The organism is Flavobacterium sp. S87F.05.LMB.W.Kidney.N, from assembly GCF_004366435.1.
GTDB lineage: Bacteria > Bacteroidota > Bacteroidia > Flavobacteriales > Flavobacteriaceae > Flavobacterium.
The window spans coordinates 1-24,945 of record NZ_SODX01000005.1 but is presented as its reverse complement, the minus strand read 5'-3'; the positions used below and the strand labels follow the sequence as shown (position 1 = coordinate 24,945).

Sequence of the window (24,945 nt, the reverse complement as noted above, 5' to 3'; positions counted from 1 at the left end):
TGTCTAATATTATTTTAAAGTCCAAATACATCAATAAGTTAACCAAGCCAGGTCGAATATAAATATTACTTAAAATGCATAAAATAAAAATCCTACTACTATTTCTTTCCCTTTCGCTAAACTGCTTTTCACAGCTTAAAACCAATAATCAAAATGGAATTAATAAAGATTTGTATCGTTTAAATTTAAATGATTCGGTCAAATCAGTCGTTTATGGCCGTACCTTTTACAAAGAAGATCTCACAGCATATGAAATAGATGATATCACAGATATAGTAATATTACGCCAAAACTCATACGAATCATATGAATTTAATAAATATGGTTTGATATCAAGACATTTTCACGATTCATTAGTATATGACCAAAAAAACCTCCAAAATAATTTCAAATATGAATTGGATAAAAAGGTGTATCGAGTACCCGATTGGACGGGAATGGTTAATTTAAATATGCAAAATGTGAATAAAATTACATTTAAGAGGTCTAACTGTTTTAAATATTCAGACTCGGATTTTGCGTATAAATATAATTTCGGCAAAAACGGTAAAATAACTGATGAAAAAGAATATTTTGTAGACAAAGATGATTCTAATAAGATAATTGAAACTAAGCTATACCAAACCAAAAAATACATTTATGATCTAAAAGGCAATTTGGTACAGCAGCGTTTATTTTATGAAGGACCATACAAGGAAAATAATTATACTACGGAGAAAGATGGGGCGCATGAAAAATGGATGTATGAATATGATGTTAAAAATCGCTTAATTAAAGTAACTGAAATGTATGCTGCAGAATCTCAGGAAGTTCAAGAGCCACGTATAGAACTGAAATACAAATATCATCCTACCGAAAATTACGTTACTGAGGTTGAAATATTTTACGAGGCTGGTTTTGGTCATAAATATAAAAAAGCTAAATTTTATTATAACAAAAATGCGGATATCATAGCGTGTGAGTATATAAATGATAATTTGCAAAAACAAGAAAAAGTCTTTTACGAGTATGAGTATGATAGTCATAACAACTGGATAAAATGTAAACTTAGATACAATTCCATGCAGGACGAGGTGATTAAAAGTATAAAAAGAAAAATTTCATATTATGGGAATTAAATTGGATGTTAAAAAAGTTATTGCAGTTTTTGCATTGATATACTGTAGCCTTTGCACTGCTCAGGAAAACAAATTAAAAGTAAACAGATCGTTAAATTTAAACGGCCCTGTGAAGACCGTAAATACATTTTATTCCTTTTACAAACAAAACATTACACCACTAGTAAAATACCGTGTTTTATTTGAAAACGATATTGCTAATGATGATTCTTATGAATTTAACAAAGAAGGACTTCCTATACAAAAAGCAATTACTCTTAGAACCAAAGGTTATGAAGATCGTCCGGTGGGAAAATTATATAAATATGAATATGATGACAAAGACTATATTTTAAAGAAAGATTTTTTGCCTTACCAAAGCATTTCAAAACCATTATCCATTGATTTGGATTTACAAATCCAGACAAATTTTGCTATTGAAAATAGATTTAAAATTGACCAAGATTATAAAATAGCCAAACTAGACAGCGCAAATATAGCACTAAATCAATATCAAGATCGATATAGAGATCTAAGGCAGTTTCAATATCAATATAAAACTGAAGGAAATAAAATTATTGAAGAAAAGATTTATTATAAACCTAAACCTGAACAAAAAGTATTTAAATCACCTTCTGAAAACGAACTACTGGTAGTAAAGACATTTAAATACGATTCGAAAGGAAACCTAACAGAATGTAATTTTGATTCAAAGAACACAAGCCCGTATCGCGACACTAATTCAGACAATAAATTTCATTATGCTTGTGACACTAAATTTAAATGTTATTACGATGACAAAAGCAAAATCGCCAAGGCAACTTGGAGTAACTATTTAGGAATATTCCTTACTGCAATTTATACTTACGACTCTACCAATACCTATATTCAAAAAATACATATTACAGGTCAACAAACTTATCCCTACCCAAGTGATGACATGGTTTTCAACTATAATGAAAATAACGATTTAGTGGAAGTCAATTTTATTAGTGAAGATGAAATAAATCAGCCAGCAAACAGATATTATGAATATGAATACGATAATCATAAAAACTGGATTAAATGTAAGATGTATTTAGAAGGGAATAAAAATGAAGTAACAGCTAAAATGGAGAGAAAAATACAATATTTTAAATAGCAGATTGTTGAAAATCTGAAACTGGAGTTGATACCTTTTTTTTTGCGACTAAACGCTTAACCCTCAAATTTTGTATAATTAAAAGTGCAAATAAATCAATAGAGGTTACAGTATTTTAAATATATTTGTATCACAAAAAAAAGAATAATATTACTCATTATTAATTCGTTGGTTTCCTATTACTTATACAAGTAAATATTGAATAAATAATATACAATTTGGGTGCAGAATCGGTGCATTGAGGTATAAGACATTTATAAAAACGTAGCAAAGACGGGACTTGAACTCATATAGTTCGAATCCTGCTCTCCCCACCAAAAGGGTAAAAGAAGCCAAAACGAAAGTTTTTTAATCTTTTCAAAAACCCATAACAAACGTGGTAAAGCCTGCAAATCTTACGATTTACAGGCTTTTTTATTATATACTGCTATTCAGATTTTTTAAAACTGCTCAAAATTTCTATGGCAAAACTAACTCTTGCCCAATTTAGATTCTAATATTATTAACTATCAAAATTATTCTGGATTTTATGAAAAAGATTGTCTTTCTGATCTTCGGTCACAGAAATTAACCTAATATTTGTCTAAGGAATTTGATAAAAAATCGACGTATACTTTTTTTTATGTGCCTACTCTTAAATCAGCATATAAAACCTAATATTTACTAGTGTTTAATAATTCATTAAGGAACCTCTTTTTCTGCAAAACATAGTTAATAAGGCTTTCCTGTCCAGCCAATTATTCCTTCACCAGCCTAAGCTTTTCATGACCTAATCAAAGAAATGATAGATTCTCAACAACATTAAACACTCATTTAATAGTTCAGATCTTGATTTATTCCTAATAATGTTTATAATGAAAAATTTAATTTACACAGACCCAGGTCTCTTCTCATTTATAATAAGAGGAAACAATCTCAGAAGGCATCAAGTCGGCTGGATGATTTAGATTGTGAAATAAATAATCAGCTGATTTAGAGAGCTGAATTTTAAAACAACTGGTTGCTAATTCTGTAAAACTTCTATATTAAAGGAGATTATATTTGTTTAAAAATTTAAACATGCCGAAAAATACATCTAAAAAGAAGATTGCAATTCTCGGAGGCGGTCCAAGCGGCCTTTTTCTTTATAAAAGATTAGTTGAATCTGGAAGTACTGATCTCGAGGTTACCATTTTTGAAAGAAAAAGCATGCTTGGAGCAGGTATGCCGTACAGCACCGAAGGCGCCAATGAAGAACATGTTACCAATGTCTCGGATAATGAAATTCCTGAAATTGTCAATTCGATCGAAGAGTGGCTACAGACTGCTCCTGCCGAATTATTGGATAAATTCGATATAAATCCCAATAAGTTTAATGAATACAAAGTATTACCGCGAATTTTATTTGGATATTATCTTTCTTCACAATTCGAGCTTCTGCAGCAAATCGCTTCTGTAAAAGGAATTCTTACCACTATACATTATCAGACTAATGTTCTGGACATTATTTACAATAAAGAGTACAATAATGTCACCATAGAAACTACAGATGATAAAGCAGTTTTTGATTATGCGGTAATTTGTACCGGTCATCATTGGCCAATACGATATGAAGGAAAAGTAAAAGGTTATTTTGATTCGCCATATCCTCCCGCAAAATTGGCAGTGCATTTGAATCATGCCGTAGCAATAAGAGGATCTTCTCTTACTGCAATTGATGCCATTAGGACTTTAGCCCGCAGTAACGGAAAATTTATTAAAGAGGCTGATGGAACTATTCGTTTTGAAAAAGCAGCAGAGAGTCCAGATTTTAAAATGGTTATTCATTCCAGAAGCGGCATGCTTCCTGCGGTGCGTTTTCATTTAGAAGATTCTCATTTGTCCAATGATTCATTGCTGACCAGAGAAGAGATAGACGAACATCGAAAATATAACGACGGCTTTTTATCGCTTGATTTTATTTTTAAAAATAATTTTAAAGAAATTTTCCGAGAAAAAGATCCTGACTTTTATGATCGTATTAAAGAGCTGTCAATAGAGGAATTTGTTGAAGAAATGATGGAACTCAGGGAACGTCTGGATCCGTTCCAGCTTTTAAAAGCAGAATATATACAGGCCGAAAAATCAATAAAAAGACAGGAGTCAGTATATTGGAAAGAAATGCTGGCGGTATTAAGTTTTGCTATGAACCATCCTGCAAAATATCTTTCGGCAGAAGATATGCAGCGATTACAAAAAGTACTCATGCCTTTGATTTCTATTGTAATTGCATTTGTACCGCAGAAATCCTGCAGCGAATTACTTTCTTTACACCATGCAGGGGTTCTGGATATTGCTGCAGTAAATCATAATAGTTCTGTAGAACCTCAAAATGGCGGAGGTATACTTTACAAGTACAATGACGAAAATGAAAATTTACAAGCTGTTTACTACAATACTTTTATCGACTGCATTGGCCAGCCTCATTTATCGTACGAAGATTTTCCATTTAAAAGTCTGCTTTCGCAAAAATTGATAAGTCCCGCCAGATTAAAGTTTAAATCTCACGAAACAGCAGCTAAAGCACTAGAAACAGGAAGTTCTGTCGAGAAAGATTCGCAGGGAAATTACTTTTTAAATGTATCGGGTATTGCGATGAACGATAATTTTCAAATTATTGATCAGTATGGCGCATACAATGAAAATATTTACATTATGGCAGTACCTTATATCGGAGGATTTAATCCAGACTATTCTGGTTTGGATTTCTGTGAAGCAGCTTCAAAATTAATTGTCGAATCTATTTTATCTGATAATTAACAGTTTTTAATTATTAAGAAAAGAAAAAAACAGCAGAAAACTCAGGTGTAAATATATAAAATTAGTCAAGACAAAATAATGTATATATACCTGCCTTTCTTATTCAAAATGATCAATTTTACAAAGCTTACATTCTTATTTCAAGTAATTCAATTTGCTCCCGCTGCTTTCTGCAAATATTATTAAACCAATTGGCTTATTTTCGTCATCCTGCTTTTCGTACCTATCTAACCAGCGTAAATACAGTTCCATTTAAGCAATCAGAGATTTGTGGCAGAATCGTGGCACACTCTCTTTTAAAAACTAGAAATCCAATAAAACAAAGGTCTAACAAGTTTAGGTTCGAAACTTTTAGAGTTTTTTTTCTCCTGATGAAGAATTAATTAAAAAACGAATGCAATAGGTTAATTTTAAAACTAACTCTCAAAAGATTAAACTTCTCTTATGTTTTTGGTAATTTTAATAAATTTCAATTCGTAATTATTTTTATCAATGTACTAATTCTTTAAAAACATCAAAATTGTTATCAGGTATGTTCATATAAATAACACCATACAATACATCTATGCATCATATGGTGTTTCTTTAAAATTAAATTATCTTAGATTGTCCGAATACTATTTGCAGGCTTCCGCTATAAGCATCTGCATTTCTTCTAATAAACCTGCAATAGGTGTGTCGCTGGTATTTGTAAGACAAAGATTGCCGTTGGTACTGATCGCCCCAATAGTCTGCTCCAAGCCCTTTCCTGAACGAACCATTGGACCATATACAGATTTAAGTTTGAGCTTTCCAAAATCAGTTTTATATTTCACCTTTACCAGATTAGTAACCATTATTTGGTGATTGAATGCTTCTTTTAATACATCTACCATTTTTTGGATATCTGCACTGTTGAAAGTCAGCGTTCTGAAAAAACCAAGATAATTCTCTACATGTTCTTTTGTTTCTGTTCCATTGAGACCTGATTTTGCCAATCTGGCTATATCCCAAAAAGATTGCTTTTCTTCAGGCTCAAAATAAACGGGATGAGTCGTAATATTCAATCCGCAGTTATCATCTAATTGAAGCGCTTTTCGTGTGCAGATAGGAGAAATTAATTCAATTTTTTTGTCATCCCACTCTTGGCGAAGTTTTCTTCCTGCAATAACCACAGCAGCGCAAATTGCACCATGCACCGTTGTTTGCTCCAGTCTTGATCTTTCTATAAGCTGTGATGTATGCTCGCTTGAAAACTTACTACTTTCAACTTTAGGAGAAACAGCATCAGGTTTTTTAAATATATATATTGAAGTTTCGTTATCTTCAACAGCAGTATCCTCAGGAAGTCCAAGTGTTTCATCGTTAGATTTTTGCGGTGCTAATACCAGCGGAATCTGGCCTGTAACTGCCTCCAGTAAATCCCTGAATAAATACATAAGTGAAGATCCATCGGCTAATGTATGATTGGCTGCTAAAATCAATACAGTATCTTCAGGTTTTTGTAATACAATCACTCTAAAAAGAGGGCCCTCTTCAGTATTAAATCGTGTTGCTAATTCCTTTTCGACTACTTCCTCCCATTTAAAACTGTTATCGATTTCTATGACCTTCAGTGGAATGACTAGGGAGTCAACATGTTCGATAAAAGGTCTTTTAAATTCATCCATTCTAATTCTTGCTGAAAGGTTGGGATGTCTCTTCTGAACCTGATCAACGGCCAGTCTCCATGCATCAGCCGATTCTCTTCCTTCTACTTCTGCTGCCAAAGCAAAGTCCTTAGAATCAATCTGATCCAACAGCCAGAATGTTTTTTCAAATGCACCCAATGTGCGGTTTTGATGTTTTGTCATTTCTAATAGTTTTTAATTTTTACTGATTCTTAGAGAATGATTCTGTATCTCGTGTGATTAATAATAATCAACATGACCGTTTTCATTCTCCGCAGCAAAATTCAGTAAAGACCGATTCTCTAAAAATGGATATACTGCAGTTATTATTGTAGATTTTTCCCTTTATTAGATTTGGTGTGACAGAGGACAAAGTCAGGCATCATACGTAAAGTGCAGAGCATTAGGAATTGTCAAAACTACCAACTCGGGATATTTGTAATTATTTAGAATAATATAATAAAGGAATTGCAAATGCTGTTGTTATAATAATTGTACAAATAGACAGCACAGAAAATTTATGTATTAATAGAAGTATAGGAAAAGAGAAACGGCAATTTGTAGAGGAATTGGAAATCCAAAAAAAAGAATAAAAGAGTATAAATTTTAGCTAAACAAAATTAATTTAGAGATTCTTAATTTATTCCGTATCGGCTGCTCCGGGAAATTTTTTAATAATTAAAGACTTCAGTCTCTCTTGATTCTGATCACCCCATTGGCCTAAAGCACCTATAACTGGAATTAAACTCTCGCCAAATTTAGTGAGACTGTATTCTACTTTTGGCGGCACTACAGGATATATTTTCCTAACAACGAGCTCATGTTCTTCCAATTCGTTCAACTGGATGTTCAGCACCCTGCGTGAAGCGTCTGGTATTTTACGTTGCAATTCACTTGGTCTCTTATGGCCTTCGTTAATAAACCAAAGCAGGCGTATTTTCCATTTACCATATAATACTTCCCCTATCAGGTCAAGTCCGCAGTTTAAGTTCGGTATTGTTTTTCTTTCATACATATTGTAAAAGTAATAGTATGTTACGATTTGTGCAATAGGGGAAAAATTTATCCCTATCTGAATCGTAATTCCGTACTTGTGAGAAAGTTGCATACTTCTGAAATTTGTACAAAAGAAATTATCATGAAACAAATAATAGATTATCAAAACGAGTTATCAGGCAAAATTGCGCTTGTGACAGGAGGTACAAAAGGGGCTGGCAGAGCGATAGCCGAACGTTTAAAAAATGCCGGTGCTACGGTAGTTATCAGCGCAAGAAACCAACCTGAAACACCAGATAAAGAGCTGCATTTCATTCCTGCAGATTTAAGCAAACCAGAAGCTGCTGCCAAAGTTGCTTCTGAAGTATTGGAGAGATTCGGTAAGTTAGATATCCTTGTAAACAATCTGGGAGGTTCTGAAACTCCTGGCGGAGGATTTGCTGCATTAACCAATACAGATTGGGAAGAAACAATACAAGCCAACTTACTGGCACCAGTTCGTCTGGATAAGGCAGTTCTTCCAAAAATGCTTGAAGGTAAAAGCGGGGTAATAATCCATATAGCATCTATTCAGGGAAAACTTCCTTTGTATGATTCCACGCTGCCGTATGCTGCCGCAAAGGCCGGACTTATTAATTACAGCAAAGGATTATCGAAAGAAGTATCTCCAAAAGGTGTACGTGTATTGACCGTTTCTCCAGGATGGATTATGACCGAAGCATCAATACGCATGATGGAGCGCATTTCTGAAAGCAGTAATATATCTATAGAAGAGGCTGAAAAAGGTGTAATGGCAGCTTTGGGAGGTATCCCTTACGGAAGACCAGCCAAACCGGAAGAAGTCGCTGAACTCATTGGATTTTTGGTATCACCCAGAGCAGGTTACCTGACAGGAACAGAATATGTAATCGATGGTGGAACAATTCCAACGGTTTGATTTTTAATATATGTAATAGTTACCTTGAAAGAAGAGGTCTATATGTCCAATAAAAATAATAAGTAACTAAAATAAATAAGCATTAGTAACCATAAAATAGATACATTATGAACTTACCAGAAGTAATACAAGACTTAGTAAAAGCGCAAAACAATTTTGACAGTTCGGCTTTTGCCGATTGCTTTTCAGAAACTGCAATCGTATTTGACGAGGGAAAAAATTATACCAGCAAAACAGAAATAAAAAACTGGATAGAAAAAAGCTCAAAGGAATACAATACAGCAATGAAACCGCTTGAATTTGAAGGAGATGCTGAAAAGGGAAATTTAAAAGCAGAAGTATCCGGAACTTTTCCAGGGAGTCCCATTATTCTTACCTATAATTTAACGTTTAAAGGAAAACTTATAGAATCGTTGGAAATTAATTAAAGTTGCAAAAGCAGACCTTAAATTATGATTATTCTATTAGGAGAATTACATACAATTGAATAATTGACCTATTTAATTCTCCTAATTGTTTTTATAAAGTTTCGAACCTAAATCTTGTCAGTCTAGATCTTGTTGGATTTTACACTCACCTTATCTTTCTCTATTTGCAACATGTTTATGGTTAAGGAATTAATGTTGACGAAATTCCTAAATGAACATCTTTGTGCTTTGCCCCCCACTCATCCAATTGCAGGCAGATAGGAATGAGAGCACTGCTTACAGGAGTAAGTTCATATTCAACCCTCGGAGGCACTTCATGATACACGGTGCGTATTACCAATCCATCACGTTCCAGCTCGCGAAGCTGTAATGTCAGCATCCTTTCGGTAATGTTCGGGATTATCCTTTTAAGCTCCCCAAAACGTTTTTTACCGTCACTTAACCGTATTAAAATTGGCAGTTTCCACCTTCCGCCCATTAGTTGTACGGCGTAGGTGAGATTACAATCTGAAAGAAAATTTCGATTGATGTTATTTGTGGTATTTTCTTTTCTATTTGTCATTACTTACAAAATTGTATGTACATACAATAGGTTGTGTACACTACAAAATTATAGTGTTCTTGTTAATTTTACAATTAATATAATAGAAATAAATGAAAACAGAAAAAATAAAAGTTGGTATAATAGGGCTTAACCCCGACAGCCAGTGGGCATCAAAGTCACACCTTCCTGCATTAAGGTATCTATCTGAGACCTATGAGGTTATCGGAGTAGCCAATTCTACTCATGAAAGCGCTTTAAAAGCTGCGGATAAACTAGAAATACCAATCGCTTATGAAAACCCATATGTCTTAATAGCATCAGCCGAAATAGAACTGGTTGTTATTACTGTAAAAGTCCCTTACCATTATGATCTTGTAAAGGCTGCGCTTGAAGCAGGCAAACATGTGTACTGCGAACACCCCTTGGGTAACGGACTTACTGAAACGGAGCAATTAGCAGCGATTGCGGCACGGAAAAATGTAGTTGCAGCAGTAGGGACGCAAATGGTTGTATCACCAGAATTGACTTATCTGGAGCACCTTATTAAAGATGGCTATGTAGGGAAGGTTTTATCCACTACACTGCTAGGCTCGGGAGGTCCTTGGTCAGATGAAGCAATTTCGGCTAACTATTATCTATACGATAAAACAAATGGAGCTACAATGTTGACCATCCCCTTGGGGCATACATTGGCAGGTTTAACTAAAGTTTTGGGAGGTTTTGATACTTTGACAGCAAAAATGATAAACAATTACACAACAGTAAAACTTACTGATATTGGTGAAATAAAACCTAAGACCTCTGAAGACCAGATTATGGTAATAGGCCAATTGAAAAATGGAGCCGCAATTTCTATTCATTACCGCGGCGGCGTTTCAAGAGGCACTAACCTTTTGTGGGAGATTAATGGAACGCAAGGAGATATACAGGTAACAGGGCCGCTTGGACATGGTCAGCTTGTCCCTTTAGAAATTCAAGGAGCCCAAGGGAAAGATACGAAATTACAAAACCTGCCAATTCCAAATGAAATGTATGAGGGTTTGCCTGATAATCCCGTAATTAGAAATGTGGTGCTGCTTTATAAAAGAGTTGCTGCTGATATAAAAAATAAAACGAAAACAGCACCAACTTTTGACGACGCAGTTGTACTTGGCCGTCTTCTCAATGATATCGAGAAGTCTTCAAAAGGTTATGGTAATAAACTTAAAGCTTAATTTACTACCAACCCCGTGTGTTAACAATCTAACTCTTAATTTCTAAGTGTTTTTGGACTGTCTGGGATTTTAATCCGATAAGTACTTTTATTTCTCTATATCGATCGTAATTCCGTACTTGCTTATAAAGGTTATGTCAGGATTTTACTTCGTTGATTTAAATAAAGTTATAGATTAAAAGAGTTGTTTTTTGGTTCCTAAAGAGACGTTTTTGATATAGGGAAAAATGTACAATGGACTCTTCCAAATGTCCATTTTCAAGCCTTAGTGTTTTACGCATCTTTGTATTGTAAATAATTCAAAACAAATAGTAACTAATTAAAAATAAACAAAATGAAAACACTTATTTCAACATTAAGCCTTTTATGTATCTTTACTTTAAGCCAGCCGTTATTGGCTCAATCAAAACGAGTTCCAGCATCAGCCGGACGATTAGAATTTATTGAAGTTGAACCAAATTTAAAACTTCATGTAACCGACCTTGGGGAAGGACAGCCTATTGTATTAATACACGGATGGCCGTTAAATGATGCAATGTATGAATATCAATATCAATATTTTGTTCAAAAAGGTTTTAGGGTGATCGGAATATCAATGAGAGGATTTGGAAAATCTGACAGACCCTATGGTAAATACGATTTTGATGTTTTCTCAGATGACATCAAGGTAGTTTTAGATAAACTTAAGATCGAAAATGCAGTTCTCGGCGGTTTTTCTATGGGAGGTGCAGTTGTCATACATTATATGGCAAAATACAATGGAGCACATGTGAGCAAACTGGCCCTTTTTGCCGCTGCCGCGCCTTCGTGGAAACAACGTGAAGGTTTTCCATATGGTGCTACCGATGAAGCAGCTGCAGGATTAATACATACAACAAGAACTAACAGACAGCAGTTGATTGAAGATTTTGGTAAAGCCTTTGGAGCGTCGGAAAATGCAATCTCACCAACTATGTCTCAATGGCTGGCAAGTATAAATTCTGATGCCTCTCCCTATGCAACAACACAATCTATAATAGCTTTGCGAGATCTTGATTTACGTCCTGCCTTATCAAAAATTAATGTGCCTGTAGCAATATTTCATGGCACGAAAGATAAGCTGTGTGATTTTGTGTTTGCAGAGCAATTGCACAAAGGTCTAAAAAACTCTTACATTGTAAAGTTTGAAAACAGTGGACACGCACTATTTATTGAGGAAATGGAAAAATTCAATACAGAACTTGAAAAGTTTACAAAAAAATAATTTATTGTCGCAGTTCATTACTTTGTAAAAAATAAAGATTAGAAGCTAATTAAGTATCATCGCCGGTCTTTTAAAGACCGGCTTTTAAAAGAATTGATAATGAAAGAACACGTTTTTGATATAAGCCTTAAAAAAATAGGTATGCTTAAAGTAGATAATGATAGCCTCGAAATGATCAATTCTGAAGCTTACAAAGAGTATATAAAAGTGCTTTACCTTGATGCAGACTGTAAGATCAAGGTAGATTTTCAAGTATATAATACTTCAGGCAGTTCTCTTTTTTTTATAAGTCCCAATCAGGTTCTCAGCATCGAAGAGATCGGCAAGCAAGAAGGCTTCTTTATATTTTACAACAGTGATTTTTACTGCATTCAAATTCATGACGAGGAAGTTGCCTGCGATGGACTGCTGTTCAATAATATTCATAATATGCCCATGACGACTGTACCTCAGACAGATTCCGCATTTATCGATTATTTATTCGTTCAAATGCAAGATGAATTTATTTTGAAAGATTCCTCGCAAGAGGAAATGATCCGTACTTATCTGAAACAAATCTTCATTAAGTCAACCCGACTCTGGAAACTGCAGCACCTAGACGGTATACTGGGGCAACACCACAATGATCTCGAATGTTTCAGGCGTTTCACCCAATTGGTTGAAGCAAACTATAAACAAAAACATAGTGTAGCAGACTATGCCGATATACTTGCTATAGCACCCAAGACTCTGACCCATAAATTTAAGCGGATGAACCTGCCGCAACCCAATGAAATTATCAAAAACCGAATTATATTAGAAGCAAAAAGACTTTTAGTTCATACTGCTAAAAGTGCCAAAGAAATCGCATACGATCTTGGATATGAAGACCCATCTTATTTTAGCCGTCTTTTTTTCATAAAAACCAATGAAACCCCATTTGGCTTTAAGAATAAATACCTCAGCATTCAGGCTTCAGAAGAAAGTCTTTAAAAATCCAGAAAAAAATAAAATAATGACAGGTAAATATTTTGTGTATACTTTTCTATACCTCTTCTTAACTGCAATGTCTATTAATGCACAGCAAGTTAAAGATCCCAATATTAGCGAATTGGCTGAACGCAATCAACGTGCACCGGAAAGTGTTTTTAAAAAATTTCGCAATGCAGGCATGGATCCTGTTGAACATAAATTAACCGATATTGAAAGAGAGAAGTTAAACAATGCCTTTGCTATACTGCCTCCATTACATCAAAAAATTCTAAAAAAGCATCTGCACAGTATCAGTTTTATGGATAATATGCCCAATACTGCCCTTACATCACCTGTCGAAACATCTGATTCGGTAAAAATGTATAATATAGCTTTCCGTGCTGAAATTCTTAACCAGACTATTTCTGAGTGGACAACCTGGAAAGAAAACACCTGCTATCAAAAATTAACAGACAGTCAATATCAGGTTACGATTGAAGCTGGTAATCTCGATGCCATTATCTACGTTTTACTTCATGAAGCTACACATGTCGTGGATGGCGTTCTAAATCTAACTCCTCATCTGAATGAAAAAGATGTTTGGGAAGGATCAAAAGACTTTACACAAAATGTTTGGGATAAATATAATGAGCCTTCGGAGAACGTAATCAATCCATTACTGGATACTGTACTCTTTAGAAGTGGTAAACCAATCGAAGTTTCATATGCCCCAGAAGTGTATAAAGCAATTCAAAAAACACCTTTTGTTTCACTCTACAGCACAGCATCATGGTTTGAAGATCTAGCCGAGGCATTAACTATTTATCATCTTACCGAGAAAATGAAGCAGCCTTATAAAGTGGTAGTTCTAAAAAATGGAATTCAGGAAGTCCTCTATGAACCAAGCAAGAATAAACGTGTGAAAAAAAGGCAAAATCAATTACAGATTTTTTATACATAAATTACGGCCTTAAAATTCAAACGAAATAAGATTTTAAAAATGTTTTTTACTTAAACTCATAAATAATGACAATTTAATGTGTGCCAGAATCATTGCAACAAGTGTTTTGGAGGTGATACCTTTTTTGCCACAAAAAATTAAGGTGGTTTTTAAGATATTTCATGAGGCAGAGTTTTGAGGCAAAATCGTGGCGCGTAAGTCTTGACCTAGTACTAAACTCATTAAAATCTAAAACCTCCAAATCAAATAATTTTCAAAGGTTCTAAAATATCACGGTCCTTAAGAACCTATTTGCGAACCATTTTATGCAGTACTTGAGGAAGATTTCAATATTACAACCTTAAAACAGTTTACAAAAAATAAAAAATGAATTGCAATATAGCGATTTCTTGCATTCGTTTAGTTAGCCAAAGAGGGATATCATAGTGAAATAAAAATAATTTAGTTTACTATTTGCCAGTAATCTTTTTTCTATGACCAGCTCCCCATTCACTTAAAGTTCTTAAAACGTCTCTCAGAGTTTCACTGTATGAAGATGCTTCATAAATAATGCTCACAGGCGTAGTGTCATATACATTTCTCAATATCAATTCGTTTTGTTCTAAATGCTTTAGTTCCTGTGCTAATATTTTTGGAGAAATACCATCAACATCCTTCAAGATTTCATTAAATCGCTTGGAGCCATTTACCAAACTCAAAACAATTGGTAATTTCCATTTGCCATTTAGTACATACAAAGCATCTATTACATTCTTCAAATTACTCCCGCATTCTACCTTCGAAATCTCCTCGTTTTTATTTTTCGTTTTCATATTGTAAATATATCAACTTTCTAAAAAGTAACCGCTTTCCTTTGGGTAACTACTATCTTTTTAATACTTATTGAATTTACCTTTGTATCAATAATTAAAAAAGATAAAAAAATGAATTCAAAGAAAATATTACAACTTAATTCCAGCATAATGGGAGAACAATCATACAGTAAAAAATTGGGGAATGCTATTGTAGAAAAAATTCAAGAAAAATATGCTAATAGTACAGTTGAGCAATTGGATTTGGTAGAAAGTAATATTCCCCATCTTACTCCAGAAACGTTTCAAGCAATGTTAACGCCAACAGAGCATCAAACGGAAGAGACGAAACAGAGACTTATTTTGTCGGACAAATTGGTAGCACAATTATTCGATGCAGACATCATTGTAATCGGAGCACCACTTATCAATCGCACTATTCACAGTTCTCTTAAAGCTTGGATAGACCATATCACTCGCCGTGGAATTACATTTGGTTACAGCAAAGAAGGTTTGCCAATAGGCTTAGTAACTGGTAAAAAAGTATATGTTGCTATGAGTTCAGGTGGTATTTATACCGATGAACAGGGCAAAGCCAATGATTTTGTAGCACCTTATCTAAAATCTTTTTTAGGCGCTTTAGGAATGACAGATCTTACCATATTTAGAGCAGAAGGACTTCACGTAACTCTAGTACAAGATACGGCATTGGAAAAAGGAATTAGTAGTATAGTTATCGATTAATTACTTGATGATATCTTTATCGAAACGCTAAATAGTATTCCTTTGGTTGTAAGAAAGAAAGAAAGAAAGAAAGAAAGAAAGAAAGAAAGAAAGACTTCTAAGGGATGTAACTTCGTCTGGGCTGGTATTTGATTTAGCTTTGAAAAGTAGTATTTTTGAAACATAACCTGTAGTCTGCTTCCAAAGTCCAGACTTTAAAATAAACATAGAACATGGATGCGGCAAATTTAAAAACAAAGGCAGTTATTTTTGATATGGACGGAGTGCTGGTTGATTCGGAACCTTTGTGGCAGAAAGCAGAATTTGAAATTTTCTCTTCACTAGGAGTTCAGGTAACTGAGGAACTAGCATTGATCACTAAAACAATGACTACAAAAGAAGTTACTGAGTTCTGGCGCAGTAAATGTGCATGGGAAGATATAAGTGACCAGCAGGTGGCAGATTTAGTAATTTCTCGTGTAATTGAACTCATTGAGAATGAAAACTGCCAAATAGAGGGTATAGAGAATTTTGTGAAGCTTATTAAAAATCAAGGTTATAAAATTGGGCTAGCTACAAATTCTCCTTATAGAATTATACCTGTGGTGCTCAAAAAATTAAAATTGGCACAATACTTTGATGCAGTATCCTCCTCTGATTCAGAACGAAATGGCAAACCTGATCCTAGTGTATATTTAACTACATGCCGTAAGCTGGAAGTAGAACCAGAGCAGTGTGCTGCCATTGAAGATTCCTATTCAGGAATGCTTGCAGCCAAAAGGGCAGGAATGAAAGTGGTAGCATTTACAAATGGAAATACAGGCGCAGACATAAGTATCGCAAATGACGTGATTAACAATTTCAGACATATTGACCAATGGCCGGCAGCCTGCAGCAACTGAGGCGAGTACTTGTTATATCTGCCTCACTGCCCACATCATCAGTCCCATTCAGAGATTCAATAAAAATATACGATAAAACAGAAAGTTTAAAATATTTATTACTCCTTTAGGGCCTTCCACATCCCCTTGCATATATAATGGATACTTTAGCAATCCAAAAGATTCAAGTGTCAATTATATAAGCCTCCTTATAAATTTTATAAACTACAGTAGCAGCGCAACATGTAATTTTAATATCACAATGAATAATTACAAATCAGTGAATTAAAACAAGATTATGGAAAATATATTCAATCAGGAAAATCTGGAAGATATACAAAAAATGATAGAAGATAAACTCAGCAGTGTTCCAGGAGAACTAATCCTCTGCGGGGCAGTAGGAGCTCTGCTTTTATCTTCGTATCTTAATAAAACTGGACATACTCAGGCGGGCTCTGTAATTGGAAAATTATCAATACCTATAATTGGAATAGGTATTGCCAAATATCAAGATGTTTTGAAGTCCGCTGCACAAAGCATTTCAAAAGCTGAATCAGCTTCAGATTCTCAACAGACAGAGTAGGATGACTCTAGTAAAAGAAATATAAAGGAAACAGAAATCAACAACTGTTTCCTTTACTTTTTTAAATTTAATTCTTTTATCTGCTCCTTAATAGTTTTCATACAGCTTTTTATCCTTTCCAGAAGCTGGACTTATATTGCCTGCCTGTTGCTAAAAATGCCCTCTGATTAATTATAAATTATATAAAACTCCATCAAAATTCTATAACTTAAAAAGCTGCTGTTCAAGCTACTTTTGAAAAAATATATTTATACACCCACCTTTTAGTCCAAATATGAAATAGCAGCAGTAAGTCCAGTTATTCCATTATTTAAAAAAATTAATATTGAATCTGGCACAAATTCCGCAGATGAGGCATTTCGAATAGAAACGCAGAAACAAAATCTTTTAACAGACTTATACAGCAGATCTGATGATGAACCAGACTTTGACTGTGAATTTCTAGATGCAGCATACAGCTGTAGCGAAAACGAAAATGTTATTGATTTAGAATCTCAAGATGAGCTTACAGATCTATTTAATGATAACCAGTGGGATGCGGAAATCTATGACCCGTATCTGGAATCAACTTATTATTAGATAGGAATTCGCAGCTGCCAGTTTACCACACAACATGTGGATAAACTGATCCACACAGTCAGATAACTTCCCGGGCAATAGAAAATTATTCTTTTAATTTTCGTTCTGCCCATGACATTCTGTTCTCAACATGTTTTTCCATCCTGCATAATACTAGCACTGTTTTCTCGTAATAACTTTCAGGTCCATAAGTTTTTTAATTCCCTATAATCTTTGTTTTGTTTAAAAATCACTGCATGTGTTCGAACAACCAAAAATTCACTAAAATTAAAAACTAAAGAAGTCTAGGTTCCAATATTATTAAATCAAGCTCTCAAATTGAAAATAACGGATAAAAAACTATATAATACTCTACATCTATCAATATTAAATATAAGCTCAGTAATTTTGAAATATTAAACAACTAAAAATAATCAAATTATATCAAAATAAGATATTAAATTGGATTATGAAAACAGTTGATAAAAACAATATACAGCTCATCGAGGACTTTTTTTTGCGCAAATTTTAGCGACCGAAACTGCTTTTATTTTATCACAAAAAGTTAAGGCAGTTTTTAAAATTATTTGACACATCTAAGTTTTGTGGCAGAATCGTAGTACATCGTTATTTGCAAAATGAAAAACTAACAAATCAACGCTTTCCAAATTTAGCTTCAGAACTTTTATTAATCTGACTTTGATTTAAAAAATATAACTGTTGTTGCAAATAACAGCAATAGTATTAATTATTACTCTCTGAAATTGAATTACAAATTTGGATTTGTGCATGTCTGGGCAAACCTACTTAGAACTTATAACAACTTACTTTTTTTGGTGTTATTGGTTTAATAAATAAAAAGTATGCACAAATTTTCGTTAAAGAGACATTAGTCCCATAAATGAAGTATTTTGTCCTATAAATATATTTCCTAATGATCTTATTTTGCAAAGAAAATAAAACTATCAAAGACTAATAGTTTTCTTTTAAAACTTCTATCTCATAAAATAGTATAATTAAACTAGAACGAAGACTAAACAAGTAACAGATCATTATTTAGTCTATATAAAACCAGTTGTTAAAACAGCATCAATACAAAATAAGGTCAATTTTAAACACTTATACTTTTATTTGTCCATTTATTACTTCTCAATAAATCAAATAACCTAATTGTAAAAGTATTGCTAAATGTTTCTGTAATTTATGTCTGAAAGTATAACATTTTAGACATGAGTAAAATAATTAATAATCAACACATTCATATTTGAATTTTTGAACTAAATTTTTGAATTGATAATAAAGCGCAAATAAAAGACATGACTCCTGTTAATGCCATAATCATATCTGAGGAACAAGAAACTTTTCAAATCTTAAAAAAATTTGAGGAAGAAAACGCTATGATTATTGAGATAATTGGTAATGCGGATTGTACAAAAGACGTAATGACTTTAATAAAAGAGAAAAAGCCAGACCTTATTTTCTTAGATATTTATCTTACAGATAATTTGTTTTTTGAAATGCTCGAACAATTAGAATTTAATATTCCGAAACTTGTATTCATATCAGCAAATAAAGATTATGCTGTTAAAGCTTTTAAACACGATGCCGTTGATTTTTTACTAAAACCAATTGATTTTAATTCCATAATAATGGCTATTTATAAAGTAATTAAAAGAAGGGAAATGGAGCGCTCCTATCAAAATCAAAAAATTAACAATATAAATATTTCAAACACTATAAGTCAAAAAAATGATTATGTTGCCGTTGCATCTTTAGAAAAAATAGAACTCATACCAATGTCCGAAATTACTTTCTGCAAAGCAGATGGGAAGTATACCGTTTTTATTTTAAGTAACGGAGCCAAGATAATGTCAAGCAGAAATCTAGGTGAATACAGTACAATTCTTGATAACCGTTATTTTTTTAGAATACACCATTCTTATATTGTCAATCTTCGTTATATCGCTAAAATCTCAAAAAAAGACGGCTACTTTTGCGAACTTTCTAATGGAGTAATTTTACCAATTGCCAAAAGACGGCAAGATGATTTTAACAAGTTTATAAAACTTAAAGATTAAAAATAAAAAGTTAACCTCAATTACCCGCAAAATGAATATCCATAATAATTCAGAAAGCAACGTGGCAGAAGAAAAAAATGATAATACTACTTATCATTTGGAAGAACCTTTAACTGACCTTGGTAAAATTTTAGATTTTTCAATGGATCTAATCTGCTCTTGTGATGAAGAGGGAAGATTTGTATGGGTAAATAAAGCTTCAGAACGTATTTTAGGTTATAAACCTGAAGAATTAATTGGTAAAAAATACAGTGATTTTTTATTTCATGAGGATAATGGTATTCCGATAAATGAAAATTTTGATTTTACGAGCGAGACACACTTACCTATATTTGAAAAAAAGTTCATCCACAAAAACACAAATATTATCTATTTGCAATGGTCTGTTGTACGAGATAATGTTAAAAATTTATGCTACTGCATAGGGAGAGATATTACTGAGAAAAAAAATATAGAAAAAGCAATTGAATTTGAAAGGCTGCAATTCTTTAATATATATTCGCAGGCCCCTTCCTATATGGGAATTTTAAATGGTCCCAACCACGTTTATGAATTGGCAAACGAACTTTATTTGCAGTTAATTGATAAGAGGGATATTATTGGGAAGACTGTAAAAGAAGTTTTGCCAGAACTTGAAACGCAAGGAATTTTTGAAATTTTAGATAATGTATTTAAAACAGGGGAAAGCTTTTGTGCTAATGAAATGCTCATAACATTTGATCGGTATAGCGACGGAAAACTCAAAGATTTTTACTTAAATTTTATTTTTCAGGCCCGCAGGGATGCAAATAATACTATTGACGGAATATTCATTTTTGGGAACGATGTAACAGAGCAGGTTCTATCGCGAAAAAAAATTGAAGAAAGCGAAAAAATGTATAAAGATTTAATCCATAAATTGCCAGTTGCTACCTACTCTTGCGATGCTGAAGGACGAATAGTACTTTATAATAAGGCCGCAGCCGCATTATGGGGTAGAGAGCCTGAATTAGGAAAAGATTTATGGTGTAATTCATGGTACAGTAACGATAATAAAAAAGAGCACTCTGCACCTTTGAATTTATGTTCGTTGGCTACAGCACTAAAAGATGGTGATCCAATCCTTAATAAGGAAATAATTATAGAGCGCCCGAATGGCGATAAGCGCAATGTGCTGCCACACCCAGTTTCGTTTCACAATGCTGATGGTGAAATAACAGGAGCAGTTATTGTACTTTCTGATATTACTGAAATGAAACTGGCACAAAAAGAGCTGAAAAAAAGTGAAAAAAAATACAGGTATCTTTTTGACAACAATCCAATGCCAATGTGGATTATTGATTTAGTGTCTTTTAAATTTCTGGATGTAAATAAAATGGCAATTCTGCAATACGGATATAGCCGTGAAGAATTCCTTTCTATGACTGCCTTGGACATACGGCCAAATGATGATAAAATTCATTTCATAAAATCGAGTGATACTTCAAATATTACTAAATCGAATTATAATAGAGGAATATGGAATCATATAAAGAAAGATGGAACTATTATTCCTGTTGAAATTATTGCCCATAATGTTGTTTATGAAGGAACAGCTGCAAGATTAATTCTTTCTAATGATATCTCTGATCGCAAAAAGGCAGAAACAAATTTGGAAAAAAGAAATCGGGAGCTTATCAAAACCAATTCGGAACTGGATCGATTTGTATATAGTGTATCACACGATCTACGTTCGCCTCTAACATCTATTCTTGGTCTGATCTCTTTTATTGAAACAGAAAGCAAGGAAATTGATACTCTGAAGCATGCTGAATTGATACGGATTAGCATCAATCGTTTGGATGACTTTATAAAAAATATTTTAAGCTATTCGCGTAATAACCGTACTGGGATTTTAGTGGAACAGATTTCGCCAAATGAAATGGTACTTGATATAGTAGATTCGCTCCAAAGAATGAAAGAAGCTAAAGGGATTCGTTTTGAAATTGAAATTACCGAACAAAAACTTTTTTACACGGACAAGCTTAGGTTTACAACCATTATAAAAAATCTAATTTCAAATGCCATAAAATACCATAAAAAAGAGGAAGATGACAGATTTGTAAAAATATTTGGATATTCGGATAATGAAAATCTACATTTTTCAATAGTAGATAACGGGATAGGAATTGATCCCGCATATCATCAAAAAATATTCGAAATGTTTTTTCGTCTTTCGGGCAAAGATGGCTCAGGTATTGGCCTATATATCGTAAAAGATGCTGTAGAAATATTGCAGGGCTCTATAGAAGTGCAGTCAGAGAAAGGGATCGGAACCAAATTTAATATCACTCTAAAAAATTTGAAACCATGCTAAAAGAACTAAATTCAAAATTTGAAACCGTTATGATTATTGATGATAATCTGGTAGATTTATATATTATCTCACGAATGGTTACGCAGAATAATTTTGGGAAAAATGTGCTGCATTATACAGAGGCACAAGAAGCCATGAAATATCTGCAGGAGAATCAGGACAATATTTCTAAATTACCTGAAATAATTTTTGTAGACATTTATATGCCTCTAATGTCCGGATTTGAATTTATGGAAGCATATGATAAATTATCAACTACTCTAAAAAATTATTGCAAAACCTATATCATATCCTCAACAATTGATAATGAAGATATTGCACGATCAAGCAATAATAAGAATGTGGTTTCTTTTCATGTAAAACCGATTACCAAAGAATTTCTTGACCGAATTTTTTAGGAGCAGTCATTGTTACTATTTATTCTAATAATTGAATTAAACTAAATCAGGATTTTATATCAACCACTCCGCTTGCAATATCGTAGTGATATAGTATCAGAATTTTCATAGCTGGAATTTATTGCAGTGAACGGTTATACTATATAACTGTCGGTTATTACTTCTCCCTTTTAGTTTTAAAGGTATCCCTGTTAATTTGCATATACAATATTAAAAAAGAATGTTTTGCACAATCTAATAAATGCTTTTAGCTTAACTACCTGCTATTCTCAATCATGAAAAAACCAGTTCTCTACTTAATATTTCTTACTCCAATGATTGCGCGATCAACAAATCGCCTTCGTATTTATTTAGCGCATGAATCAGTTGAAGGTTTTATTGACTCAATGCTTTTTTTTTATTATTTACAGCAGAACTTAGCTGCTATACTCTTTTCAAAAAAATAGACTTTAAATTAGAAAAACTTGTACTAATAACTTAAATCATAATAAAGATGAAAAAAACGGTACAACATCCCCGTTACATGGGCACGTCAATTAAAAATAAAATTAAAAATATTAGAGAATTAAGAAATTATACCCAGCAATATATGGCTGATCAACTTGGCATTACCCAAGCCGGTTATAGCAAAATTGAAAAAGGAAAAACTCTTGTGTCATATTCTAAATTGCTAGAAATTAGCGTAATATTCGAAGCTAGCATAGAAGAGATAATAAATTTTGACAGTCAAGGATGTATTAAAAGTTTAAATACAATTAAAGATACTAACACAGATTTAAATGATAACTATAAAGTTCTAAAAGAACTTTATGAGGACAAAATAAAACTTTTAGAAAAGCTTTTAAATAAAACTGAAAATGAATTAGAATATTATAAAACTAGATTTGGTCTGTAACACAAAATTAAAATTATGAAATTGTGTACTTAATAACTTTTGCCACAAAAAGTTAAACACTTTCCAAATTCTAAGTTTTGTTGCAGAATCGCAGCACGCCATCTGGAGCTCTCTGTAATATCAAACTTATTAACTCAGCTCAAATGTCAGTAAATTTGAAGTAGTAAAATCTCAATTCCAAAAAACATACTACCAAATTTCATTAAAAAATAAAAGTGAGAAATAGGACATATATAAGTAATCACCTTTGGCCTTTTATTTTTTTTTAATATTTTTAACCTCTACTAAAAATCTTTCTAGTTTTGAAAAGAAAAAACAAAATGATCCCTACAAAAACTCTTTCTTTAAGAGGTCTTCAGCCAATCTTTAATTGTTGAGATTAACCAGCAGCTAAATCTACTACTTCGAGTTTTTAACTGCAGTATTTTGTTCTATTATTATATTTCTTACCGCAAAAATGATAAACCTAACGAATAATTGATTGTTAATCTTTTTATTTAAAAGCACTACAGTCAATTTTCAATTATTAAAATATTCGTGTAGATTATAAATTTCAAATCTATACTCAACTATCATTTATGGCTTGGGGAGATATATTTATTACTCAATTTTATTAAAATCTAAATTGAATAAATGAAATTCAGTCTAAGTATAATATTCTTTCAGTACTCTGTTGGAATTAGTTGGCTGCCTTTAGAGCAAAAAAAAGAGTTATTTAATTAGTTCAGCACGATTGCTTAATATTTTACAGAATATAGCTTACACTACAAAATAAAACAGATATCAAAGACATGAAAGTCGGAATTATAGGAGTTAAAAATATAAATATGGATTATGCGCATAGAGCTACAAAATTAGGCTATGAAGTATTAATCAGCCACACAAAGCAGATTTATGGCTTAAAAGAAATAATTCAAAATATGGGCAATAATGTAAAATTAGTTGATATGTATGACGCAGCTATAGCTGAAATCATTGTATTCTCTTTAGACTGGGAAGAACTAGAATCATCAGTATCCCGTTTACCAGATATGTCCGAAAAAATAATATTACACACTAACAATTCCATTTTTAAGTTTGAATCTCCATCTTCTTCTCTCCCTGTAATAATAGGAAAATCTGCTAGTGAAAAGATTGCTTCCCTATTGCCAGATGCACACGTGGTGAGAATCTTTAATAGGTTACAACCTTTAATCATAAATAAAAATGAATCTAAACACCAAACAGAAATTTTTTATATGGTTAAGAATCCAAAAGTAGAAAATAAGGTAATTTCTTTTTTGACTGCTTTAGACTTTTCAAGTACTGCTCTAATAACAGTAAATGAAATGGATCTACATAATTGACACAAATCACAAAACTTCGTTTATGCCAAAAATAGCAGGAACGAAGTTTTGTTAAAGTTTTGGTCTATTAAGAAATATTCTTAAAAATGACTCAGTTTGATCTAAGGTAAAAAAGGCTGAAGAGTTTCAGCTTTATAATTTTAACAATTAAATAAATTTATTCTTTTAGTATTTATTGAAATTAATTTTTGTTTTTTGGCGTAATGTACGCGGAGATCTGGACAAGAAAACTTCGGCCATCATACATCTGGCACTTCCGCCGCCGCAAGCCTCGATTGTATCTAAACTTGAACTTAAAATTTCAGCATGATTCTCCAACTGGGAAATCTGCTTAGGAGTCAAACTTTGATGCGCCGATGCACTCATAACAATATACCGCTTATCATCTTTTCCTCTGACTTCTAACATATTTCCAGCAA

The 24,945-nt window shown here is 32.9% G+C and carries 22 protein-coding genes; 17 read left to right on the top strand and 5 right to left on the bottom strand.

Translation table 11 applies throughout. The annotated features are described in order from the left end of the window. The first annotated feature begins 74 nt into the window (after nt 1-74). The 3 genes from EDB96_RS15710 (at nt 75) to EDB96_RS15700 (ending at nt 5,016) form a co-directional block, all read left to right on the top strand. Entirely contained in the window at nt 75-1,118 is a 1,044-nt protein-coding gene (locus tag EDB96_RS15710; RefSeq protein ID WP_134141844.1) for a hypothetical protein, read from the top strand. Further along, complete coding sequence (locus EDB96_RS15705) at nt 1,108-2,238, top strand: hypothetical protein (protein WP_134141843.1); 1,131 nt, start codon at nt 1,108-1,110, stop codon at nt 2,236-2,238. The genes EDB96_RS15710 and EDB96_RS15705 overlap by 11 nt, the downstream gene beginning before the upstream one ends. A gap of 1,059 nt (nt 2,239-3,297) precedes the next feature. Next, nucleotides 3,298-5,016: an FAD/NAD(P)-binding protein gene (locus EDB96_RS15700; RefSeq protein WP_057116289.1), complete on the top strand. Its 1,719-nt coding sequence runs from the start codon at nt 3,298-3,300 to the stop codon at nt 5,014-5,016. Nucleotides 5,017-5,633: 617 nt separating this feature from the next. On the opposite strand, the gene EDB96_RS15690 is transcribed toward EDB96_RS15700, so the two are convergent. Together EDB96_RS15690 and EDB96_RS15685 are read right to left on the bottom strand one after the other, a co-directional pair. Next, nucleotides 5,634-6,848 (bottom strand): condensation domain-containing protein, encoded by a 1,215-nt coding sequence (locus EDB96_RS15690; protein ID WP_134141842.1) that lies wholly within the window; start codon nt 6,846-6,848, stop codon nt 5,634-5,636. Nucleotides 6,849-7,305: 457 nt separating this feature from the next. Then, the gene (locus tag EDB96_RS15685; RefSeq protein ID WP_057116291.1) at nt 7,306-7,680 is read right to left on the bottom strand and encodes a winged helix-turn-helix transcriptional regulator; all 375 of its coding nucleotides are present in this window, start codon (nt 7,678-7,680) and stop codon (nt 7,306-7,308) included. Nucleotides 7,681-7,803: 123 nt separating this feature from the next. On the opposite strand from EDB96_RS15685, the gene EDB96_RS15680 reads away from it, so the two are divergent. Next, complete coding sequence (locus tag EDB96_RS15680) at nt 7,804-8,598, top strand: SDR family oxidoreductase (RefSeq protein WP_243839359.1); 795 nt, start codon at nt 7,804-7,806, stop codon at nt 8,596-8,598. A gap of 107 nt (nt 8,599-8,705) precedes the next feature. Continuing rightward, nucleotides 8,706-9,026 (top strand): hypothetical protein, encoded by a 321-nt coding sequence (locus EDB96_RS15675; RefSeq protein ID WP_057116292.1) that lies wholly within the window; start codon nt 8,706-8,708, stop codon nt 9,024-9,026. Between the two features lie 181 nt (nt 9,027-9,207). Here EDB96_RS15675 and EDB96_RS15670 read toward each other — a convergent pair whose 3' ends face one another. After that, nucleotides 9,208-9,504: a helix-turn-helix domain-containing protein gene (locus EDB96_RS15670; protein WP_317126475.1), complete on the bottom strand. Its 297-nt coding sequence runs from the start codon at nt 9,502-9,504 to the stop codon at nt 9,208-9,210. A gap of 176 nt (nt 9,505-9,680) precedes the next feature. Between EDB96_RS15670 and EDB96_RS15665 the strand changes: the two genes are divergently transcribed. The 4 genes from EDB96_RS15665 (at nt 9,681) to EDB96_RS15650 (ending at nt 13,938) form a co-directional block, all read left to right on the top strand. Then, nucleotides 9,681-10,784 carry a Gfo/Idh/MocA family protein gene (locus EDB96_RS15665; protein ID WP_134141839.1) on the top strand — a complete coding sequence of 368 codons (1,104 nt, stop codon included), beginning with the start codon at nt 9,681-9,683 and terminating at the stop codon, nt 10,782-10,784. Nucleotides 10,785-11,117: 333 nt separating this feature from the next. Further along, entirely contained in the window at nt 11,118-12,026 is a 909-nt protein-coding gene (locus EDB96_RS15660) for an alpha/beta fold hydrolase (protein WP_134141838.1), read from the top strand. Nucleotides 12,027-12,125: 99 nt separating this feature from the next. Further along, nucleotides 12,126-12,998 (top strand): helix-turn-helix domain-containing protein, encoded by an 873-nt coding sequence (locus EDB96_RS15655; RefSeq protein ID WP_134141836.1) that lies wholly within the window; start codon nt 12,126-12,128, stop codon nt 12,996-12,998. A gap of 22 nt (nt 12,999-13,020) precedes the next feature. Next, nucleotides 13,021-13,938: a hypothetical protein gene (locus tag EDB96_RS15650; protein WP_208326199.1), complete on the top strand. Its 918-nt coding sequence runs from the start codon at nt 13,021-13,023 to the stop codon at nt 13,936-13,938. Between the two features lie 449 nt (nt 13,939-14,387). On the opposite strand, the gene EDB96_RS15645 is transcribed toward EDB96_RS15650, so the two are convergent. Then, a complete protein-coding gene (locus EDB96_RS15645) occupies nt 14,388-14,750 on the bottom strand; it encodes a winged helix-turn-helix transcriptional regulator (RefSeq protein ID WP_057116297.1) in 363 nt (120 codons plus the stop codon). A gap of 111 nt (nt 14,751-14,861) precedes the next feature. On the opposite strand from EDB96_RS15645, the gene EDB96_RS15640 reads away from it, so the two are divergent. From EDB96_RS15640 to EDB96_RS15605, 8 genes are all read left to right on the top strand, one after another. Continuing rightward, nucleotides 14,862-15,473 (top strand): FMN-dependent NADH-azoreductase, encoded by a 612-nt coding sequence (locus tag EDB96_RS15640; protein WP_134141835.1) that lies wholly within the window; start codon nt 14,862-14,864, stop codon nt 15,471-15,473. A gap of 212 nt (nt 15,474-15,685) precedes the next feature. Continuing rightward, nucleotides 15,686-16,354, top strand: a complete 669-nt coding sequence (hxpB, locus tag EDB96_RS15635) for a hexitol phosphatase HxpB (RefSeq protein ID WP_134141834.1) — start codon at nt 15,686-15,688, stop codon at nt 16,352-16,354. 277 nt (nt 16,355-16,631) lie between these two features. Beyond that, nucleotides 16,632-16,916: a hypothetical protein gene (locus tag EDB96_RS15630; RefSeq protein WP_134141832.1), complete on the top strand. Its 285-nt coding sequence runs from the start codon at nt 16,632-16,634 to the stop codon at nt 16,914-16,916. Nucleotides 16,917-18,790: 1,874 nt separating this feature from the next. Next, complete coding sequence (locus EDB96_RS15625; RefSeq protein ID WP_134141831.1) at nt 18,791-19,552, top strand: LytR/AlgR family response regulator transcription factor; 762 nt, start codon at nt 18,791-18,793, stop codon at nt 19,550-19,552. 31 nt (nt 19,553-19,583) lie between these two features. Then, nucleotides 19,584-21,887 (top strand): PAS domain S-box protein, encoded by a 2,304-nt coding sequence (locus tag EDB96_RS15620; RefSeq protein ID WP_134141830.1) that lies wholly within the window; start codon nt 19,584-19,586, stop codon nt 21,885-21,887. Continuing rightward, on the top strand, nt 21,881-22,285 hold the full coding sequence (locus EDB96_RS15615) for a response regulator (protein WP_134141829.1): 405 nt from the start codon (nt 21,881-21,883) through the stop codon (nt 22,283-22,285). The genes EDB96_RS15620 and EDB96_RS15615 overlap by 7 nt, the downstream gene beginning before the upstream one ends. 493 nt (nt 22,286-22,778) lie before the next feature. Continuing rightward, nucleotides 22,779-23,180 carry a helix-turn-helix transcriptional regulator gene (locus EDB96_RS15610; RefSeq protein ID WP_243839358.1) on the top strand — a complete coding sequence of 134 codons (402 nt, stop codon included), beginning with the start codon at nt 22,779-22,781 and terminating at the stop codon, nt 23,178-23,180. A 791-nt stretch (nt 23,181-23,971) separates the two neighbouring features. Then, a complete protein-coding gene (locus tag EDB96_RS15605; protein ID WP_134141827.1) occupies nt 23,972-24,526 on the top strand; it encodes an NAD(P)-binding domain-containing protein in 555 nt (184 codons plus the stop codon). Between the two features lie 165 nt (nt 24,527-24,691). Here the strand turns inward: EDB96_RS15605 and EDB96_RS15600 are convergent. Beyond that, nucleotides 24,692-24,945, bottom strand: a 254-nt coding sequence (locus tag EDB96_RS15600; protein WP_243839357.1) for an arginine deiminase-related protein, incomplete at its 5' end; no start/stop codon positions are given.